Source organism: Catenulispora sp. GAS73 (assembly GCF_041262085.1).
Classification (GTDB): domain Bacteria; phylum Actinomycetota; class Actinomycetes; order Streptomycetales; family Catenulisporaceae; genus Catenulispora.
The window spans coordinates 149,475-166,736 of sequence record NZ_JBGCCM010000026.1 but is presented as its reverse complement, the minus strand read 5'-3'; the positions used below and the strand labels follow the sequence as shown (position 1 = coordinate 166,736).

Genomic DNA, 17,262 nt, shown 5'->3' with positions numbered 1-17,262 from the left:
TCCGGCGGGCGCTCTACAGCGAGGGGGCGACCCGCGCGTCCGGCGCTTCGGCGGCGGCCCGCGACTGCTCGGCTTTCTATCCGCTGTTGCCTGCGTTGCGCTGGTCGGCGGCGGTCGCTGCTTGTGGTCACCAGGGTTCTGTGCCCCTCGCCACGTCGTCGCCGTAAACGGAACCAGCCCGGTCCGGTGGTGTAAAGCCGGATCGCTCCTGCTGTGGTCCGGTTTCGTCCGGCTTGACACCACCGGCCCGGGCAGGTTGGCAGAGCCCGCCGACGCGGCGAGGGGCCCAGAACCAACACCCCGCATGGTCCTTCGGACCCCCTCACCACACCACCGGTCGCGCTGGCCCGTCACCACCCGCAGCCACCAAAGCACCGGCTCTCACCGAAACCGGCAGGCTGGCAGCCGCCGGATCGACGACCGTTCCGCCGAAATCGGCAGCCTGGCTGCGCCGCTCCGACTACCGTTCCGCCGAGACTGACCGCCGCCCGCCGCCCGCCGCCCGCCGCCCGCCGCCCGCCGCCCGCCGTCCGCCGTCCGCTGCCCGCCAGTGCAACCCGCTCAGAGACCGCCGCGTGGTCGTGCTTGCGCCTGGCCGCCTGCCCGCCACCGCGACTCGCCCGCCCCACCGAACTGCGTCTCTCTCCCGCACCCCAACAGCGAAGTGGTGGTGGAGGCACTCGCCACTGCCTCCACCACCACCCTCGCCGCCGCGTGGCGTCAGCAGGCCCGCCGCCTGCTGGCGCTCCGCAAGCGCGGGGCGCGCGCCACCGAAACCGGCGCGCGGCCCGCCCTTTCCGTCGTCAGTTCCCTCGGCTCACGACGGTAGGTTCCACTGTTGGTTTGCACCGTCGGTGCAGTCCCAGATTTGTAGCCTGGTGCCGTTCGCCGAGCTTGGGCCGGTGGCGTCCAGGCAGCGGCCGGAGTTGGTGTTGACCAGCTCGCCGTTGGCTTGGTGTTGCCATTGTTGTGCTGCTGTTCCGTTGCAGTCGTAGAGTTGGACCTTTGTGCCGTTCGCTGTGCCGGCGCTGGTGACGTCCATGCACTTGCCGAGGGCCTGCAGGGAGCCGTTTGAGGCGACCGTCCACTGCTGGGCCGCGGTTCCGTTGCAGTCGTACAGCTGGACTGCGGTGCCGTTCGCCGAGTTCGCGCCCGCTATGTCGACGCACTTGCCGCCGTAGCCGGTGATCTGGCCGGTGGTCGTGCCGCCTCCGCCGCCGGAGCCTTGGGTGCCGCTCCAGGTGAAGGTGGCGGAGGTCTGCGGCGGTAGTGAGTAGCTGAAGTTCTCGTTGCCCCAGTTGACGGTCAGGGTTTGCGTGCTGCCCGACTCGTTGTAGGCGACCAGTGCCTTGGAGCCGTCCGGGTTCTGCCATGCGACGTTCGGGATGCTGCTGTTGGCTGTGGAGTCGATGCGGTACGCGCCCGGCTTCACGAACTTGGTCAGCTGCCCCATGTCGTAGTACTCGATGTTGTAGTCGACCTGGCCGGAGCGCGAGTCGCCGTTGTGCACGGTGATCAGGCCGGTGCAGGTGCCGCAGCCGCCGTTGTGCGGGCCCATGTTCTGGTCCACCGCCAGCGACCACTTCACCACCGACTTACCCCAGTTCCGGGTGTAGTCGATGATGTTGTTCATGTCCTCCTGCTGCTGGTTGGCGATCCAGGTGCCGCCGGAGTGCTCGGTGTCGTAGGCGTCCACGTTCGGGTACTGGTTGTGGATGTCCGTCTGCGTGGTGACGCTGCCTCCGTACCCGTGCCACGCGATTCCGCCGAAGTTGGGGTCGTTGCGGACCGTGGCGTCGTCGACGGTGGGGGCGCCGTACGAGGCGTAGGTGTCGGGGTTCCAGTCCAGGGCCAGCACCTTGGTGGACAGACCCGCGGCGTGGAAGGCCGGGAGCAGGTCGTTGACCGTGAAGTAGTCGAGGCCTGATCCGTTCCACTGCATCGACGGGTAGCCGGAGCAGCAGGTGGGTTCGTTCTGCGCCGAGACGAAGTCGATCGGGACGCCCTGCGCCTGGTACGCCTGGATGTACTTCACGAAGTACTGCGCGTAGGCGGAGTAGTACTGGGACTGGAGGTAGCCCTGGCTGTACGCGCCGCTGTCCTTCATCCACGGCGGCGCCGTCCACGGCGTGGCCATGACCTTCAGCCCCGGATTGAGCTGCTGCGCCTGCTTGGTCAGCGGCAGGACGTCGGCCATGTCGTGCGCGATGGAGAAGTTCGCCAGCGACGGGTCGGTCTGCCCCGACGGCATGTCGTCGAACGTGTAGCTGTACCGGGCGAGGTCCGAGGCGCCCAAGGGGTTGCGCAGGAAGTCCAGCCCGATGCCTGTCGTGGGGTTGAACAGGTTGTTCATCAGGGTGTTGCGGGTGGAGGCGCTGAGTGCGCCGCTGCTGTTCATCAGCCAGGCCGCGGTGTCGGTGAAGGACGCGCCGGCGCCGGTGAACTGCTGGTAGTGCGTGTTCTCGTTGACGTTGACCACCTGGCCGCCGCCGCCGGTGCCGGCGCTGAACGAGATCGGCGCCTGCTGGTGCAGGCCCTGGGTGACGTTGCGGCCGCCGGAGTCGTTCGTGGTGGTCAGCCAGATGTTGACCGACTCGTTCGCGGCGTGGGCCGGAGCCGCGTCGGCGATTGCGAATCCTGACGTAACAAGCGCGGCGGCTGAGACCGCGCGGATCAGGAGTCGGACGCGGTGTCTCGCGGTGGAGCCTGGTGACGATTTAGACATGGGGGTACCGCCTGAGGACTACGTGGGGGAGTGGGGAGGTGTGCTGGGTTGATCGTCTCAGCTCTTTTATTCACTTCTTAGTTCAAGACGTGATTGAACTCTCACCGCTCGGTCTCGTCAAGGGTCTAAACCAATCGGCCGCCGAAGCCCTTCGGTGTGGATCAGCCGAACCCGACCTCGCGCGGCGGTGACATGGCAGAATCCGTCCCGTGACCTCCCGCGCCCAGAAAACGACCCGTGATCTGCGGTGGCACAACCGCTCGGACGTCCTGACGCGGCTGTATCTCCGGGAGTGCACCAATCGCAACGACCTGGCGCGGGCCTCCGGGCTCAGCGCCGCGACGATCAGCAACGTGGTCTCCGACCTGATCGCGGACGGCCTGGTCGGCGAGAACGGTTCGCAGAGCTCGGCCGGTGGCCGGCCGCGCTCGCTGCTGCGTGTGCGCCCCGACTTCGGGCACGTGGTCGGCGTCGACATCGGCGAGACCGAGATCCGGGTGGGCCTGTTCGACTGGACGCTGCAGCCGGTCGCCGACGACGAGGTGCGCGCCGTGGCCACCGCGCAGATCCCGCCGCACGAGGTGGCCGACCAGATCCTGTCCGAGATAGCCGCGGTCACCGCGCGCGCCGGCATCACGCCGGACGGCCTGCTCGGCGTCGGGATCGGCGTGCCGGGCGCGGGCGGGTCGGTGATCCACGCGCCCACCCTCGGCTGGTCCGCGGTCCCGCTGGCCGGGCTGCTCCGCGCCGGCCTCGGCTTCGCGCCCGACGTCGACAACGGCGCGATGGCCTTGGGCCAGGCCGAGAACTGGCGCGGTGCCGCACGCGGCGCGGAACGTGCCGTGACGCTTCTGCTGGGGATCGGCGCCGGCGGAGCGCTGTCGATGACGGCCGGTCCGGCGGGCCGGGCCCGCAGCTTCACGATGGAGTGGGGACACACGGTCGTCGACCTCGACGGCCCCACGTGCCGCTGCGGCGCGCGCGGCTGTCTGGAGACGTACATCGGGGCCGAGGCGATCCTCGCGCGCTACGCGGCCACGTCGGGCAGCGCGCCGTTCGACGGCGACGGCGTCGAGGCGCATCTGGCCGAACTCGTCGCACGCGCCGTCAAGCAGCAGGAACCCGCGGCCGGCGCGGTGCTGGACGACACGGCCCGGTACCTCGGCATCGGAATCAGTAACCTGATCAACCTGGTCGCGCCGGACCGCGTGATCCTCTCCGGCTGGGCCGGCGCGTTGCTGTGCGACGCGCTGTTGCCGGCTGTGCGTCTGGTCGTGCGGCAACACGCGCTGCCTTACCTGCAGGAGTTCACGCGGATCGAGCCGGGCGAGCTCGGCCCTTCGGCGACGGCGCTCGGTGCGGCGACGTTGCCAGTCGCGCGGCTGTTGGCCGACGGCGGCCGGCGCGGGGACGAGTGAGGTTCGGCGAGCCCTGATAAGTCGACGAGCCCGGCGTGAACGACCAACGTCGCTTCCGCCGGGCTCATTCCTCGGCCGGGCCGTTCCCGCGAGATCTACCGCGCGTAGGTGACGACCTGGGCCGCGGGGTCGAATCCGGTGTTCTCCCACTTCCAGCGGGTGACGCGCGGGATGACCCAGAACCCGTAGATGCCCAGCGTGATGAAGCTGAAGAACCACCACTTGAGCCAGTTGCCGAACAGGCTCCAGGCCGATCCGGTGAAGATCAGGCGCTGGCCGTCGATGAACGAGTGCTTGGCCTGCCAGCGCTGCATCAGCACGACGCCGAACGGGTAGCAGATGCCGAGCGTCAACATCGTGATGAGGCCGGCCAGCAGGGCGGTGCCCCAGAACGTGGCGGCGCCGCCGTCGAACATGAAGCGGTTGTTCTCGCGTGCCATGGTGCTGACTCCTTTTCGGAGGGGTTTTCGGGCTCAGGACGAGCTGGGCGCGGGCGGGTGGTAGCCGGGGACGGTCGTCAGCTGGCCGTTGCCGAGGATGAGCGTGGTTCCCAGCGCGTCGGAGTTGTCGCTGTCGAGGCTGGTGTACTTGATGTCGAGGCGGAGTACGCCGCTGACGTTCAGGTTGATCTGCGCCGGGTGACCGAGCGTGGGTGTGAAGGTGGCGATCTTGAGCCCGTCGCCGTCGATCTCCACGGTGGGGTGCATCGTGGACTTCGCCGAGTTGTCGTCGAGGCCGATCTGGCCGGTGAACTTCGTGTAGTAGCGGCCGAGGTTGTAGCCCACGTCGCCGTTCGTGTTGTACTCCACGATGTCCTGCATGATCGAGAACTGCTGAAGCGTGCCGTTGATCATGGGGTTCGCGTTGTGTGACTGCCACGTCCCGCCGGCCGGCGCCAGGTCGACCAGCGGTACGACGCCGACCCCGGTGGAACTCGGGTTCGGCGAGGTGTCGATTGCCGACGGGGCAGTGGTCCCGGTCGGCGTGCCGGGGGCGGTGCCCAGGGGTCCCGCGGCCGAGCCGCTGGACGTCGCGGACGACGGCGCGGCGCCGGCCGCGGTGGTCGTCGCGGTCGTGGTGACGAAGCTGGTCGGCCCGGGCGTGACGGTGTTCGTGCCCTTCGATCCGCCGCCGACGGACATGCCGAGGGCGCCCCCGACGATCAGCGCGACCGCCGCCGGGACGACGGTGAGCAGCTTGCCGCCGGGCGTCCGCCAGGCGTTCTTCACCTGGTCCAAAGCCCCGCCCGCACCGTCGGGGCGGTTGCCGTCCGGTCCGGCGGGGTAGCCCCAGCCGGTGCCGGGTGTTTCGTTCCGCTCGGTCATGATGTCCTCCTCTGAGATCCCGGGCCCGTTGTCGCGGTGGCACCACCGTGGCGTCGTTCTCTGACGGACGGGCCGGAGGACGGCGTGGCGCGAGGGCTGGCGGACGGCATGCTCAGCGCGATCTGCCGCAGGGCCGTATCCAGGTGCTTCGACTTTCCCCGCACCCCGGCGCGCCGGACCCGCCGAAGCCGTCCCGGCCAGTAGCCTTCGCCAAAGTTGATCTTGCTGGCACCGACTCAGGAACCGGAGACCCCACCCGATGAGATCCGCCATCCTCGGCCCCGTGCTGACCGCCGCCGCGGCCCTCGCGCTCACCGCCGCCGCCCCCGGCGCCCCCGCCCGAGCCGCCACCACCGCCTCGCCGGTCCTCGTGGCGAGCTGCACCGCGACCATCAGCGGCACCTACACCTCGCCCCTGGACCCGGGCGGCACCAACGCCCAGCAGGCCGACATGATCCAGCAGACGGGCAACGTCACCTGCGTCGACGACGCCGGCCAGCCCCTCGTCCGGGGCGCGATGACCCGCACCACGATCCTGCCGGCGGCCCAGTGCAGCGGCATCGCCTACAGCGACCCCTCGACGACCACCATCAACTGGACCGACGGCACCACCACCAGCCTCACCCTCGACCAGGCCAACGTGGTCTCAGTCCTCGGCGCCGCCTCCACCACCGGCACCGGCACCGTGACGACGAACAGCACCAAGTTCGCCGGCGACTCCATCGACGGAGCCGTCATGGGCACCGGCCCCGGCTGCGGCACCCCGGCCGGGCAGACCACGGTGAACTCGACGGTAGTGTTCACGCTCGCGCACTGAGGTGCATGAAGCGCACTGAACGCGCACGGCGATCGGCGGGGCTGCCTGGCGGCCTCGCCGACGTCGACCGGCAGGCCGCCGCTCGCGAGCCGCCACTTGCCGAACTCGCCGATGCCTGCCGCAATCAGCATCGCCCGCCGGTCGCCAGCCTGCCGCTGCCTCCCCGCGTGCCGCTGTCGTCGGCCGCCGCGCGCGAGCCGCCAGTCGTCGAGAGCGCCGTTGCCTGTCACGACCGCGCGCGCTCGCGAGCCGCTGCCTGCCGTGTGCCTCCGCCAGCGTGCCGCCCGGCCGCCAGATGTCGCCCGCCGCCGCTGATCGCCGAGCCCCCTCCCCGTCAACCCCGGTTGACAACCCGCCATCCGTCAACCTACATTGACACCATGACCGAAGCAACAGATCTGGCTGCCGCAGCCGGCAGCACCGACCCGCGCGAAGGCCTCCGCGCGGTGGCGGCGTTGGGCCGGTTGCTCGAATCGCTGGAGTCGCTCCAGGTGCACCACGCCCGGGCGAAGGGCTGGTCGTGGCAGGAGATCGCCGATGAGCTCGGCGTCAGTAAGCAGGCTGTGCACAAGAAGCATGCGGGGCGGGCGCAGGGTGCGTCTGTGCCGGTGTCCGGACGGGAGTTGTGATGTTCGAACGGTTCACGGGTGAGGCGCGGGCGACTGTCGTCGTCGCTCAGGACTCGGCGCGCGTCCTGGGGGATCGCCGCATAGGGACCGAGCACGTGCTGCTCGGGCTCGTGCAGGGTGCCGACAGTGTGGCGGCGCGGGTGCTCGCCGGGGTCGGGGTCACGCGGGAACGCGTCCTCGCCGACATCGAGCGGATCGAGCAGGGGCGGCAGGAGCCGGAGCGCGATCTGGTCGAGAAGGACGCCGCGGCGCTGCGCACGATCGGGATCGATCTCGACGCGGTGCGCGCCGCCGTCGAGGAGTCGTTCGGACCCGGCGCGCTGGAAGGCGGTGCCGCGCACCGTGACGGAAGTCAGGTCCCGTGGTGGCGTCGGCGGCACGGTAAGGAATCGCAGACCCGGAACACCGGCTCACCAAGCGGCCACATTCCCTTCTCGCCGCGCGCCAAAAAGGTCCTGGAACTCTCGCTCCGCGAAGCCATGGCCCTGAAGCACGGCTACATCGGGACCGAGCACCTCCTGCTGGGCCTGATCCGCGAAGGCCAAGGCCTGGCGGCCCGGATCCTCACCGAGGAAGGCGTACGACTGGAGCACCTGCGCGAACTCGTCCTGGAGGAGCTTCAGCGAGCTGCTTGACAAGCTGCTGAGAAGGTCGCAGAAAGAACTCTCAAGCCGACCGGGCCTGCTTCATCAAAGTCTTCCCGAAGTCCCACATCATCCCCGTCCCCTTATGCGCGTCCTCCATGACATCCGCAAAAGCGGCCAGAAACTCCTCGACCTCGCGCTCCCCAATGGTCAGCGGCGGCAGCAGCTTCACCACCTCCAGGTAGTCTCCCGACACCTGCGTCAGAATCCGGTGCCGCCGATACAGCGCCATCACGATCATCTGCGCGAACAACCCCTTGCGGGCCGCCTGCAGCATCGACCACCCGGCCTTCAGCCGCAGCGACGAAGCCTTCCCGAACTCGATCCCGATCATCAGTCCGCGCCCCCGCACGTCCGCGAGCATCTCGTATCGTCCGATCATCTCCCGCAGCCCCGTCATGAGCTGGTCCCCGGCCCGCGCGGCGTTCGCCGTCAGCTCCTCGTCCTCCAACACCGACAAGGTGGCGAGCGCCGCGGTCATGGCCATCCCCATCGACCCGAACGTGGAATCGTGCACCAGCACCCGGTCCATCGAGGAGTAGACCTTCTGGAAGATCCATTCCTTCCCGAGCGTCGCGCCGACCGGCACGAACCCGCCGGACAGCGTCTTGGCGACCGTCACGAGGTCCGGCTCCAGCCCCTCGCTCTCATACGCGAAGAACGTCCCCGTCCGCCCCAGCCCGGTCTGCACCTCGTCGCAGATCAGCAGCGCCTTGTACTTCCGCACCAGCTCCCGGGCCCGCACCAGATAGCCGGCCGGCGGCAGGAACACCCCCTTGCCCTGAATCGGCTCCACGATGAAGGCGGCGACATCGCCCTTGCGAAGCTCCGCCTCCAACGCCCCCAGATCCCCGAACGCCACCGCCGCCCCGGGCAGCAGCGGCCCGAACCCGTCCCGGAACTCCCGGGCCCCGTTCACCGACAACGACCCGGCCGTCAGCCCGTGGAACGCATGGTCGGCATACAGCACCCGCGCCTTCCCGGTCGCACACCGCGCGAACTTCAACGCGGTCTCGACCGCCTCCGTCCCGCTGTTCGCGAAATACGCGCGCTCCATCCCCGGCGCCTTGCCCACCAACTGCTCGGCCAGCACCCCGGCCGGCAGCGCGCAGTCGAACTGCACGAGGTCCGCGAACCCCGTGTCCAGGTACTGATGCAACGCCTGCCGCACCACCGGATGGTCGCGCCCGAGCCCGAACACCCCGAACCCGCTGAGGAAGTCCAGGTACCGCTGCCCGTCGGCACCCACCAGGAAAGCGCCCTCGGCCTGCTCGTAGACGGTGTCGAAGCCGATCGTCCGCAGCATCCGGGCCAGCTGGGGGTTGCCGTATTTGGCGTGCAGCCCGTATCCCTCGCCTCGGCGCGCGGCGAGTAGTTCGGCGAGGTCGAATCTCATGTCACGAGTTTCGCGCACGGAAGTCCCTTAGCGGACGTTCAACACGATTTACCCGGAACGGCACCCCGTCGTCGCGAAGAATGAAGATCCTATTCCGAACCCGACGACGAGACGGTAGCGTGCGAGTCGTGACACCGGGTCCCTTTCGAAGGAGTCTGCGACGCGGTCGGCGCGAGACCGAGCCCCAGGACGTCTGGGCGGCGGTCGACGGCATGCCGGGCGTCGTGCTCACCGTGCCGTCCCCGGAGATGTTCGTGATGATCGACGGCCTCGCCGTCCGCGCGACACCGGAGCCCGGCACAGCACTGCCCGGACCCGGCGACACCGTGCAGATCCGCCATGAGGTTGACGCCGCCCCCAACACCGCCCGCCTGGTGGCCGCATGACCGCCGACCCCTCCACCTTCGCCCGCCACGGCTACCACGAGCGCATCCCCCTGGTCCTCGTCCTGGACACCTCCGCCTCGATGGGCCGCCCGGCGAACGCGCCCCGCATCGTCCAGCTCAAGGACGCACTGTCCCGGCTCCTCGCCGGCCTGCGCGCCGACCCCGCGCACGCGGCGCGCGTCGACGTCGCCTTCGTCCTGTTCGCCTCCAGCATCGAGGAGCCCGGCCGCGGTTTCCGCCCGGTCGGCGACGTCGTGGTGCCGCCGCTGACCGCCGGCGGCCACTCCGTCATGCTGCCCGCGATCTGGCGCGCGCTGCGCATCGGCGAGGACCATCGCAGTGCCCTGGTGAGCGCGAACGTCCTGTGCCGCCACCCGGTCGTCTGCCTGATCACCGACGGCGCGCCCACCGACGGCAACGGCGAGTTGCAGACCGAACGGGACTGCGCGCTCGTCGCGAAGGAGCTCCGCGTGGCCGAGGCGAACGGCAGCCGGTTCGTCGCGGTCGGCGTCGGCGGCGCCGACCTGGACCTGCTCGCGACGCTGGCGCCGAAGTCGCATTTCGCGGTCGGCGACTTCGACATCGGACGCGTCGTGGACATCATCACCGCCAGCGTCGAGATGCGCGCCACCGGCGGCAACCCCGACGCCGACTACGGCCTGCTGGAGAAGCTGAAGAAGATCCAGGACCTGGAGAACGGGATGTGAGGCCCTGGGGCCCGGTAGCCGGTTGGACCCAGACCGGCACATCTCACGTGGCGCGCGGCCGACCGGCCCAGGACGCCTTCCTCATCCGCCAGGCGCAGGACGGAAACGACGCGCAGGACGGCGACGGCAACGCCCCGCTCGTGATCGCCGTAGCCGACGGCGTCGGATCCCGGCACCGCAGCGCCCTCGGCGCGCACCTCGCCGTGGACGTCGCCTGCCGGCTTCTGGCCCGCGGCGTGCCCGACCCGACGGCGTCGGCGGCGATCTGGACCGACTGGATACGTGCGGCAGCCACCTCGATCACCGACGAACTCCACCGCTGTGTCATGGCCCTGACACCCGACTCTGATCCCGCCGAACTGTCGACCACCATGGCCGCAGCGGTGCTGCACGGATCCTGGGCCGGCTTCGTCGCCATCGGCGACTGCTTCGGCGCGGTGCAGACCTCCCCGGCCACCTCCACCTCGCCGACCTGGCACCTGGTCCTGCCGCCGACCGCGTCGACCCGCGCCTTCGCCCTCTGGGACCCCGACCTGACCGCGGTCCTCCTCGCCACCGACGGCTGCATGGCTCTGGCCCTGGAACGCCCCGAAACGCTCGGACTCCCCGCCACCGCCGGTCCACAGCCCGCCCCCGCGTTCTTCGACGAAGTCGCCCGCGGGATCCGCGCCTACGACGGCTCCGCAGCCCTCGCCGACCTGCTCCGCACCGGCGCACCCGGCCGCTCCGCCGACGACATCACCATCGTCTGTGCCCTGATCGCCCACGCCACCCCGGGCGCCGACACCACCCCGGCCGACGGGCACTGACCGTGCCGATCGACGTCGTCACCGCGGACGGCCGCGCCCTGACCCTCACCGAGCGCGTCGGCGTCGGCGCGCAGGGCGGTGTCTTCCGGGTCGCCGGATCCTCGCTGCTCGCCAAGCTGATCATCGGTGCCGACGACACCTCGCCGACGGCCCGCAAGCTGGACCGCATGGTCCGCCACAGCCGCGCCCCGCGCACCGTGAAACTCCTCGGCGGAACCGGAGCCGAGACACCGCCGCGCGCCGCCTGGCCGCTGGTCCGCATCGCCACTCGCGACGGCAGCGTCGTCGGCTTCCTCATGACCGACCTGACCGCCTGGTACCACTCCTTCGACGTCTTCTTCTCCCCGCGGTCCCGCCACGCCGCCTTCCCCGGCATCACCTGGGCGCTCGCCGTCGCCGCCGCGCGCGACCTGAGCGCCCTGGTGGCGGACCTGCACGCCGAGAACTACGTCATCGGCGACCTCAAAGCCGGGAACCTGTGGCTGGACACCGCCGGCCGGGTCGCGATCAGCGACGCCGACTCCTTCCAGTTCACCGACGGCGAAGCGTTCTTCGCCTGCCGCGTGCGCTCCGACGGCTACATCGCCCCCGAACTGACCGCGTCGCCCGACCGCCTGCCCGACGAGCACACCGACACCTTCGCCCTCGGCGTCCTGGTGCACCAGCTGCTGATGTGCGGCGCGCACCCCTTCGCCGGCGTCGGCCCGGACGGCGACTACCGGGGCCTCGACGACAACGCCGCGCGCCGCCGCACCCGCCTGCTCGACCCGGCGTCGGTACGCGTCGCGCCGGGCACCCCTCCGCTGTCAGCGCTGCCCCGACCGGTTCGCGACCTGCTGAAGCGCTGCTTCGACCCCGGCCGCGGCGGCCCGCGATCACGGCCGACCGCCCGGGAATGGTTCGACACTCTGTCCGCCTGCGCCGCCCCACGTGCGCTCAAGCGGTGCTCGGTCATCGCCACCCATTGCTATCCGTCAGATATCCCGTGGTGCCCTTGGTGCGATGTGCGCAAGATCGGTGTGGACTGCTTTCCGCAGTGAACCGTGCCCTGATCACGCGGAACATCCGCGAGGGGAATCAGAACGCAGATAAGATCTCGGCGCGACGACGTCAGTCGATGGGGAGGGGCGGACCATGAGTGGATCCCCGAAATACAGTGTCGTGACATACAACCCGCGCGCGATCGAGCGGGCCGCGCAGGCGCGTGCCCGCCGGGAGCAGGCGCGCCGAGATCAGGAACGGCGTCGGCAGGAGCGGGAGCGGGAGCGCGTCGAGCGGCTGACCGCCGCGGCGCGGGAGGCGGCCCGCGCCGCGCTCGCGCCGTGCCGGGCGTCGGCCGACGAGCTGCGCACGACCGTGAGCGCCGGCTTCGAGAGCAACCTGCGCGTCTTGGACGAGCGGATCAAGACCCTGACAGGGCGCATCGGCACCGCGACGCTCGCCGAACAGCACGACATCGTCCAGAAGGCCGGGCAGGTGCGGCGGGAACTGTCCGATCTGCGGGTGCAAATGGCGGTCGCCGAAGGCGTCGCGAAGCGGACGGAAGTGGTCGGCACGCTGCGCGCGGCGCTGAACGCCGCCGATCTGAACCACGACGCTGAGGCCGCCACGCAGATCAGCCGGGCGCGCGAAGAGCTCGACCGGCTCCAGGACACGGTCGCCGGGGCCGACGGCTTCGCCTTCGACGTCCGGCGGGGCACGGCCGAGGCCGCCGTGAACCGCGCGCTGCTCGCCGCCGCCGGCGCGGCCGAGCGCGAGCGGACCGAGAAGCGCGAACGCGGCGAGGCCCAGGCGCGCCTGGCCGCCATGACCGAGCGCGTCGAGACCGCGGTGTCCGACGCCGTCGGCTTCGCGGCGGACGACATCGGCGAACCGCTGCACGCGGCGCTCGCCGCGGTCCGCGAGGCGCTGCTCAGCGGCCCGGCGTCCCGGGCCACGGCGCTGCTCGACGATCTGGAGCGCCGGACCGCCGAGACCGAGGCACGACTGGACGAGCTGGCGGTGGCCGCCGAGCAGCGGCTGGCGCTGGCCGACGTCCTCAAGGGCGCGATGGCCGGCCAGGGCCTGCTGTATCTCGGCGGCCAGGACCACGGCAGCAGCCTGACGATGAACTTCCAGCGCTCGAACGGCGCGGTGTACTGGACCCACATCGAGGACAGCGGTCCCGGGGGCGGCGGCGCCGTCCTGACCTACCGCATCGCCGGCGAGCCCGACGTCGCGGAGGAGTCCGAGATCGCCGTGACCGCCGACCGGGTCTGCGACGCCACCGCCGCCCTGCTGGACCGGGTGCACGGGGACCTGAGCGAGGACTACCGCGCCGGTCAGCTGTTCTGGTCGGGGCAGCCCAAGCAGCCGGGCCCTGATTCGGTCGAGCAGGAACTGCCGGTCTCCGAAGAGGTGGTCGAGGACCAGGAGGTGGGGAAGCCTGCGAAGAAGCCCGCCAAGAAGCATGCCGGTCCGCCCCAGCAGGCTAAGCAGCGTGAGCGGGGGGCGTAGTCAGTGACCGACCAGAGTGCTGACATACAGACCGGCACGGCCGGATCCGCGGGTGCCGTCACCGCCAAGTCCACGGGAGAGCTGCCGCTGTGGGCTGTCGTCCTGGGCTGGGAGCTGCGCCGCGGCCGACAGGTGATCCTGCACGGCGAGGTCAACGACCGGTACTGGCTCTGGGGGCGGCCTGCCAGCTTCCAGGCTGTGCTCGCCGAATACTTGGAGATCACCGGTGCGGAGGTCGTCGTCTGGTGGGATCCGCTCGACGGGATGACGTTCCCCATCCCCGGACACCACGAGCGCTTCGCCGAGCTGCTGCTCAACCTCGGCCGGGCCGACGTCGGCACGAGCGGCGAGCACCACGGCGACGACGAGCGGGCGCTCCCGCAGGAGAACCAGAACCCGCAGAATCCCTACCAGCAGGACCCCGATCAACAGGACCCTGACACCGAGCAACCCGCACGCCCCGGCTCTCGCCGAGCAGCCTCGGAGCGCGCGGGTCGGCGGGTGCTGGCCCCGCGCGGGTCGCGCGCGGCGCTGCCCTCGGACATCAACGAGGCGCTCGACCTCGCTCGGCGTGTCGCGGCCAGCCCGCTGGCGGCTACGGCGTTCGTCTTCCAGGACCTTGACGCCGCGCTGCCGACCGGCGATCCGACCAGCGCGGAGGGCTATCTGCGGCTGCGCGCCGCGATGGACGGTGCCGTGGCCCCGCTCCAGGCGGCGGGCAAGGAGCCGTTCCGGCGCAACGCCGTGCTCGCCGTGACCGGGAACCTGGCCCGGCTGCCGGACTGGCTGAACACCGAGGACCCGCGCATCGTCCCGCTGCGCGTCAACCGGCCGGACCAGGACGAGCGGCGGTGGTGGCTGGACCAGCTGCGGTCCGGGCTGCACGGCGTCGATCCCGGCACCGACCTGGAACCGCTGGTCCGCGCCACCGACGGCCTGGCCGGCTGGGAGCTCGACGCCCTGGTCCGCACCTCGATGCTGCGCGGCATCCCGGCCGACCACCCGGCCAAGCTGTTGAACGAGCTGCGTTTCAACGTCCGGACCAATCCCTGGGAGAAGCTGGACCGCGGTGTCATCGCCAATAGCGCGCAGGCGCTCAGCGCGCAGGTCATCGGCCAGCAGGCGGCCGTCACGGCGGTCGCGGACGCGCTGAACACCGCGTACGCGGGTGTCGAGTTCGGCAGCTCCGGCACGGCCCGGCCGCGCGGCGTGTTCTTCTTCGTCGGGCCGACCGGCGTCGGCAAGACCGAGCTGGCCAAGGCCGTCACCCGGCTGCTGTTCGGCGACGAGGCGGCGTTCGCACGCTTCGACATGAGCGAGTACCGCGAGGAGCACGCGGCGGAGCGGCTGGCCGGCGCGCCGCCCGGATACGTCGGCTACGAGCAGGGCGGCGAGCTGACCCGGCGGGTTCAGGAACGGCCTTTCAGCGTCCTGCTGTTCGACGAGATCGAGAAGGCGCATCCGGTCGTCCTCGACAAGTTCTTGCAGATCATCGAGGACGGCCGGCTCACCGACGGCCGCGGCCAGACCGCCTACTTCTCCCAGACGCTGGTCATCTTCACCTCCAACACCGGCGCCGACGCGATGTGGGACCTGGTCCGGGGTGCCGCCGACGACCTGCCGTACGAGCGGATACAAGAACACTTCATGCGCGAGGTGGAGGCCGCGTTCCAGGCCATGCACCGGCCGGAGATCTTCGGCCGGCTCAAGCCCGGCGTCGTGGTGTTCGACTTGTTGCGCTCGCAGTACGTCACCGGCATCACCAACCGGCTGCTGGACCAGCTGGCCGGGTCGGCGCTGGAGGACCGCAAGATCGTGCTCGACCTGGACCGGCGGGGCCTGTGCGCGTGGGTGCTAGCCCGGATGCAGCTGCCGGAGAACGCCCGGTACGGCGGTCGGCAGATCCGCAACGAGCTGGAGGGTCTGCGCGTCGCGCTCGCCGGGTACGTCGTCGAGGCGAACCCGGCGGAGGGCAGCAGGCTGCGGGTGGGCGTCGACGCCCACGGCGGGTTCGAGATCTTCGCCGTGCCCGCGATCGGCGGCGCGGACCCGATCGGCACCCCGACCACGACGAACAGCACGACGAACGGCACCGCGGGCTGGAACGCGGACTGGAACCCTGACGGGAGAGGCGTATGACGGTGTTCGGCATCGACCTCGGACGGAGCCAGGCGTGCATCGCCTGGCTCCCGGCCGGAGCCGACGCGCCGGGCTCGGCGGCGATCCCGCCGGCGGTCCGTTTCGCCGGTCCGGACGAGGTCCTGGTCGGAGAACCGGCGCTGGCTGCGCCGCCGGGCGAGTCAGGACCCTTCATTCCCTCGGTGTACGACCTGCTGGCCCGGTCCGCCGACGTCCTCGACGCCGACGTGCAGGCCTTCGAGCGCACGTATTCGCCGGAGTGGGTGGCGGCCCGGGTGCTGTCCGAGCTCGCCGACCGGGCCCGCGCCGCGACCGGCGGCGCGGTGCGCGACGTGGTCCTGGCCACGCCGGTCGAGCTCGGCGTGGCGCCGATCGCCGCGCAGCGCCGGGCCGCCGACGAGGCCGGCCTGGCGGTCCGGGGCACCGTGCTCGCGCCGATCGCCGTCTGCATGCACTACGAGGCGATCGGCGAAGGCCTGGCCCAGAACCTCGTGGTCTGCATCGTGGACGCGGCGGGGCCGCAGATCTGCGCGTTGCGGGTCCGCGAGTACCTGGTCGATGTCGTGCGTGTGCCGCAGACCGCCGAGAACTTGATCGACGCGGTCCGCGCTGCCGGTGCGACGGTTGGCGGGGCGGTCCTGGACGACCTGGACGCCGTCCTGCTCGCCGGGGCCGATGCGACACCCGACCTCGCGGCGCAGCTGCACGAGGCGCTGGGGATCCCGGTCCGCTGCGACGAGCCCGCAGCGGCGGTCGCGGCCGGCGCGGCGCGTTCGGCGGACTTCGGATTCCTGCGCGTCAACACCTCCGGGACGGCGTCGACGCCGAGCCCGGGCCCGCGCTCCGGCCCGATCCCCGGCCCAAGGCAGTCGCCGTTCGCCACCACTCCCGAGCGAGAAGACCCCGAACCCGCGCCCCGGCAGCCGCAGCCGAACCCGACGGCCGATGAGCACATCAGGCCCCGGACTCAGCCTCCTTCCACACCACCGACCTCGGGCCGCGCCTCGACCGCGAACACGAACACGAACACGACCACAAACGCGACCACGACCACCGACCCGGGCCCCACCACCCCGCCACCGCGGACCCCCTCCGAACCGCCCACCGGACACGTCCCCCGAACCCACGCCGCCGCCCCCGCCGGCCCCGACGCCGCCTACCCGCAGCCGGTGGCCGCGCTGACCGCCGAGCGCCGCGAAGACCACGCCCTGCTGACCTGGATCTGGCCGTCGGACTGTGTCATCTCCGTCGTCCGCTGGCAGATCGGCAGCGGCGTCGACGCCCGGCGCGGCGAGACCGAGTGCACGCGCCGCGTCTACGAGCACGAAGGCGGCTTCCAACTGCGGATCGGCCCGACCGAGAGCCTGTTCACCGTCGAGGCCCTGGTCCCCGGCTCCAGTCCCGAGCCCGGCCCGCCCTCCTCGGTCGGGCTGGCCGCCCTGCCGCCGGCGATCCGGTACGTCCCGGCGGTCCAGGGACGCGGCAGCCGCCGCACCGGACAGGTGACGCTGACCAGCGACACCGACTGCACGTTCCCGGCCATCGACGTGGTGCTCGCCCGGGGCCACTACCTTCCCCGCGGCGCGCACGAAGGCGAAGTCGTGTACCGCATAGCCGGCGCGCACCTGTCGCCGAGGACGCCGCTGACCGTCCAGTTCCCGCTGGCGGGGCACCGCGGGCCGTTCTGGCTCGTGTGCTTCACCGCCGACCCGGCGGAGGCGTCGGTGGAGTTGCTGCCCGAATCGCTGCACCGGCTGAAGGTGGGATGACC

General features: G+C 71.1%; 15 protein-coding genes. 11 read left to right on the top strand and 4 right to left on the bottom strand.

Annotation, left to right across the window (positions count from 1 at the left end; genetic code table 11):
• Nucleotides 1-817: 817 nt before the first annotated feature.
• Nucleotides 818-2,725 carry a ricin-type beta-trefoil lectin domain protein gene (locus ABH935_RS33900; RefSeq protein ID WP_370382038.1) on the bottom strand — a complete coding sequence of 636 codons (1,908 nt, stop codon included), beginning with the start codon at nt 2,723-2,725 and terminating at the stop codon, nt 818-820.
• A gap of 209 nt (nt 2,726-2,934) precedes the next feature.
• Here ABH935_RS33900 and ABH935_RS33895 point away from each other — a divergent pair, with 209 nt between their 5' ends.
• Nucleotides 2,935-4,143, top strand: coding sequence for an ROK family protein (locus ABH935_RS33895; RefSeq protein WP_370382037.1), 1,209 nt, complete (start codon nt 2,935-2,937; stop codon nt 4,141-4,143).
• A 95-nt stretch (nt 4,144-4,238) separates the two neighbouring features.
• On the opposite strand, the gene ABH935_RS33890 is transcribed toward ABH935_RS33895, so the two are convergent.
• Nucleotides 4,239-4,583, bottom strand: a complete 345-nt coding sequence (locus tag ABH935_RS33890) for a hypothetical protein (RefSeq protein WP_370382036.1) — start codon at nt 4,581-4,583, stop codon at nt 4,239-4,241.
• A 33-nt stretch (nt 4,584-4,616) separates the two neighbouring features.
• Nucleotides 4,617-5,468 (bottom strand): NPCBM/NEW2 domain-containing protein, encoded by an 852-nt coding sequence (locus ABH935_RS33885; RefSeq protein WP_370382035.1) that lies wholly within the window; start codon nt 5,466-5,468, stop codon nt 4,617-4,619.
• Nucleotides 5,469-5,727: 259 nt separating this feature from the next.
• On the opposite strand from ABH935_RS33885, the gene ABH935_RS33880 reads away from it, so the two are divergent.
• The 3 genes from ABH935_RS33880 (at nt 5,728) to ABH935_RS33870 (ending at nt 7,549) form a co-directional block, all read left to right on the top strand.
• A complete protein-coding gene (locus ABH935_RS33880) occupies nt 5,728-6,285 on the top strand; it encodes a hypothetical protein (RefSeq protein WP_370382034.1) in 558 nt (185 codons plus the stop codon).
• Between the two features lie 380 nt (nt 6,286-6,665).
• On the top strand, nt 6,666-6,914 hold the full coding sequence (locus tag ABH935_RS33875) for a helix-turn-helix domain-containing protein (protein WP_370382033.1): 249 nt from the start codon (nt 6,666-6,668) through the stop codon (nt 6,912-6,914).
• On the top strand, nt 6,914-7,549 hold the full coding sequence (locus ABH935_RS33870) for a Clp protease N-terminal domain-containing protein (protein ID WP_370382032.1): 636 nt from the start codon (nt 6,914-6,916) through the stop codon (nt 7,547-7,549). Before ABH935_RS33875 ends, ABH935_RS33870 begins: the two co-directional genes overlap by 1 nt.
• Nucleotides 7,550-7,580: 31 nt before the next feature.
• Here ABH935_RS33870 and ABH935_RS33865 read toward each other — a convergent pair whose 3' ends face one another.
• Nucleotides 7,581-8,954, bottom strand: coding sequence for an aspartate aminotransferase family protein (locus tag ABH935_RS33865; protein ID WP_370382031.1), 1,374 nt, complete (start codon nt 8,952-8,954; stop codon nt 7,581-7,583).
• A 128-nt stretch (nt 8,955-9,082) separates the two neighbouring features.
• Here ABH935_RS33865 and ABH935_RS33860 point away from each other — a divergent pair, with 128 nt between their 5' ends.
• From ABH935_RS33860 to ABH935_RS33830, 7 genes are all read left to right on the top strand, one after another.
• Nucleotides 9,083-9,340, top strand: a complete 258-nt coding sequence (locus ABH935_RS33860) for a hypothetical protein (RefSeq protein WP_370382030.1) — start codon at nt 9,083-9,085, stop codon at nt 9,338-9,340.
• Entirely contained in the window at nt 9,337-10,047 is a 711-nt protein-coding gene (locus tag ABH935_RS33855; RefSeq protein ID WP_370382029.1) for a hypothetical protein, read from the top strand. The genes ABH935_RS33860 and ABH935_RS33855 overlap by 4 nt, the downstream gene beginning before the upstream one ends.
• Nucleotides 10,044-10,856, top strand: a complete 813-nt coding sequence (locus tag ABH935_RS33850; protein ID WP_370382028.1) for a protein phosphatase 2C domain-containing protein — start codon at nt 10,044-10,046, stop codon at nt 10,854-10,856. The genes ABH935_RS33855 and ABH935_RS33850 overlap by 4 nt, the downstream gene beginning before the upstream one ends.
• 2 nt (nt 10,857-10,858) lie before the next feature.
• On the top strand, nt 10,859-11,896 hold the full coding sequence (locus ABH935_RS33845; protein WP_370382027.1) for a hypothetical protein: 1,038 nt from the start codon (nt 10,859-10,861) through the stop codon (nt 11,894-11,896).
• A gap of 94 nt (nt 11,897-11,990) precedes the next feature.
• Nucleotides 11,991-13,352 carry a hypothetical protein gene (locus tag ABH935_RS33840; RefSeq protein ID WP_370382026.1) on the top strand — a complete coding sequence of 454 codons (1,362 nt, stop codon included), beginning with the start codon at nt 11,991-11,993 and terminating at the stop codon, nt 13,350-13,352.
• A 3-nt stretch (nt 13,353-13,355) separates the two neighbouring features.
• A complete protein-coding gene (locus tag ABH935_RS33835; RefSeq protein ID WP_370382025.1) occupies nt 13,356-15,491 on the top strand; it encodes an AAA family ATPase in 2,136 nt (711 codons plus the stop codon).
• A complete protein-coding gene (locus ABH935_RS33830; protein WP_370382024.1) occupies nt 15,488-17,260 on the top strand; it encodes an Hsp70 family protein in 1,773 nt (590 codons plus the stop codon). Before ABH935_RS33835 ends, ABH935_RS33830 begins: the two co-directional genes overlap by 4 nt.
• Nucleotides 17,261-17,262: the final 2 nt, after the last annotated feature.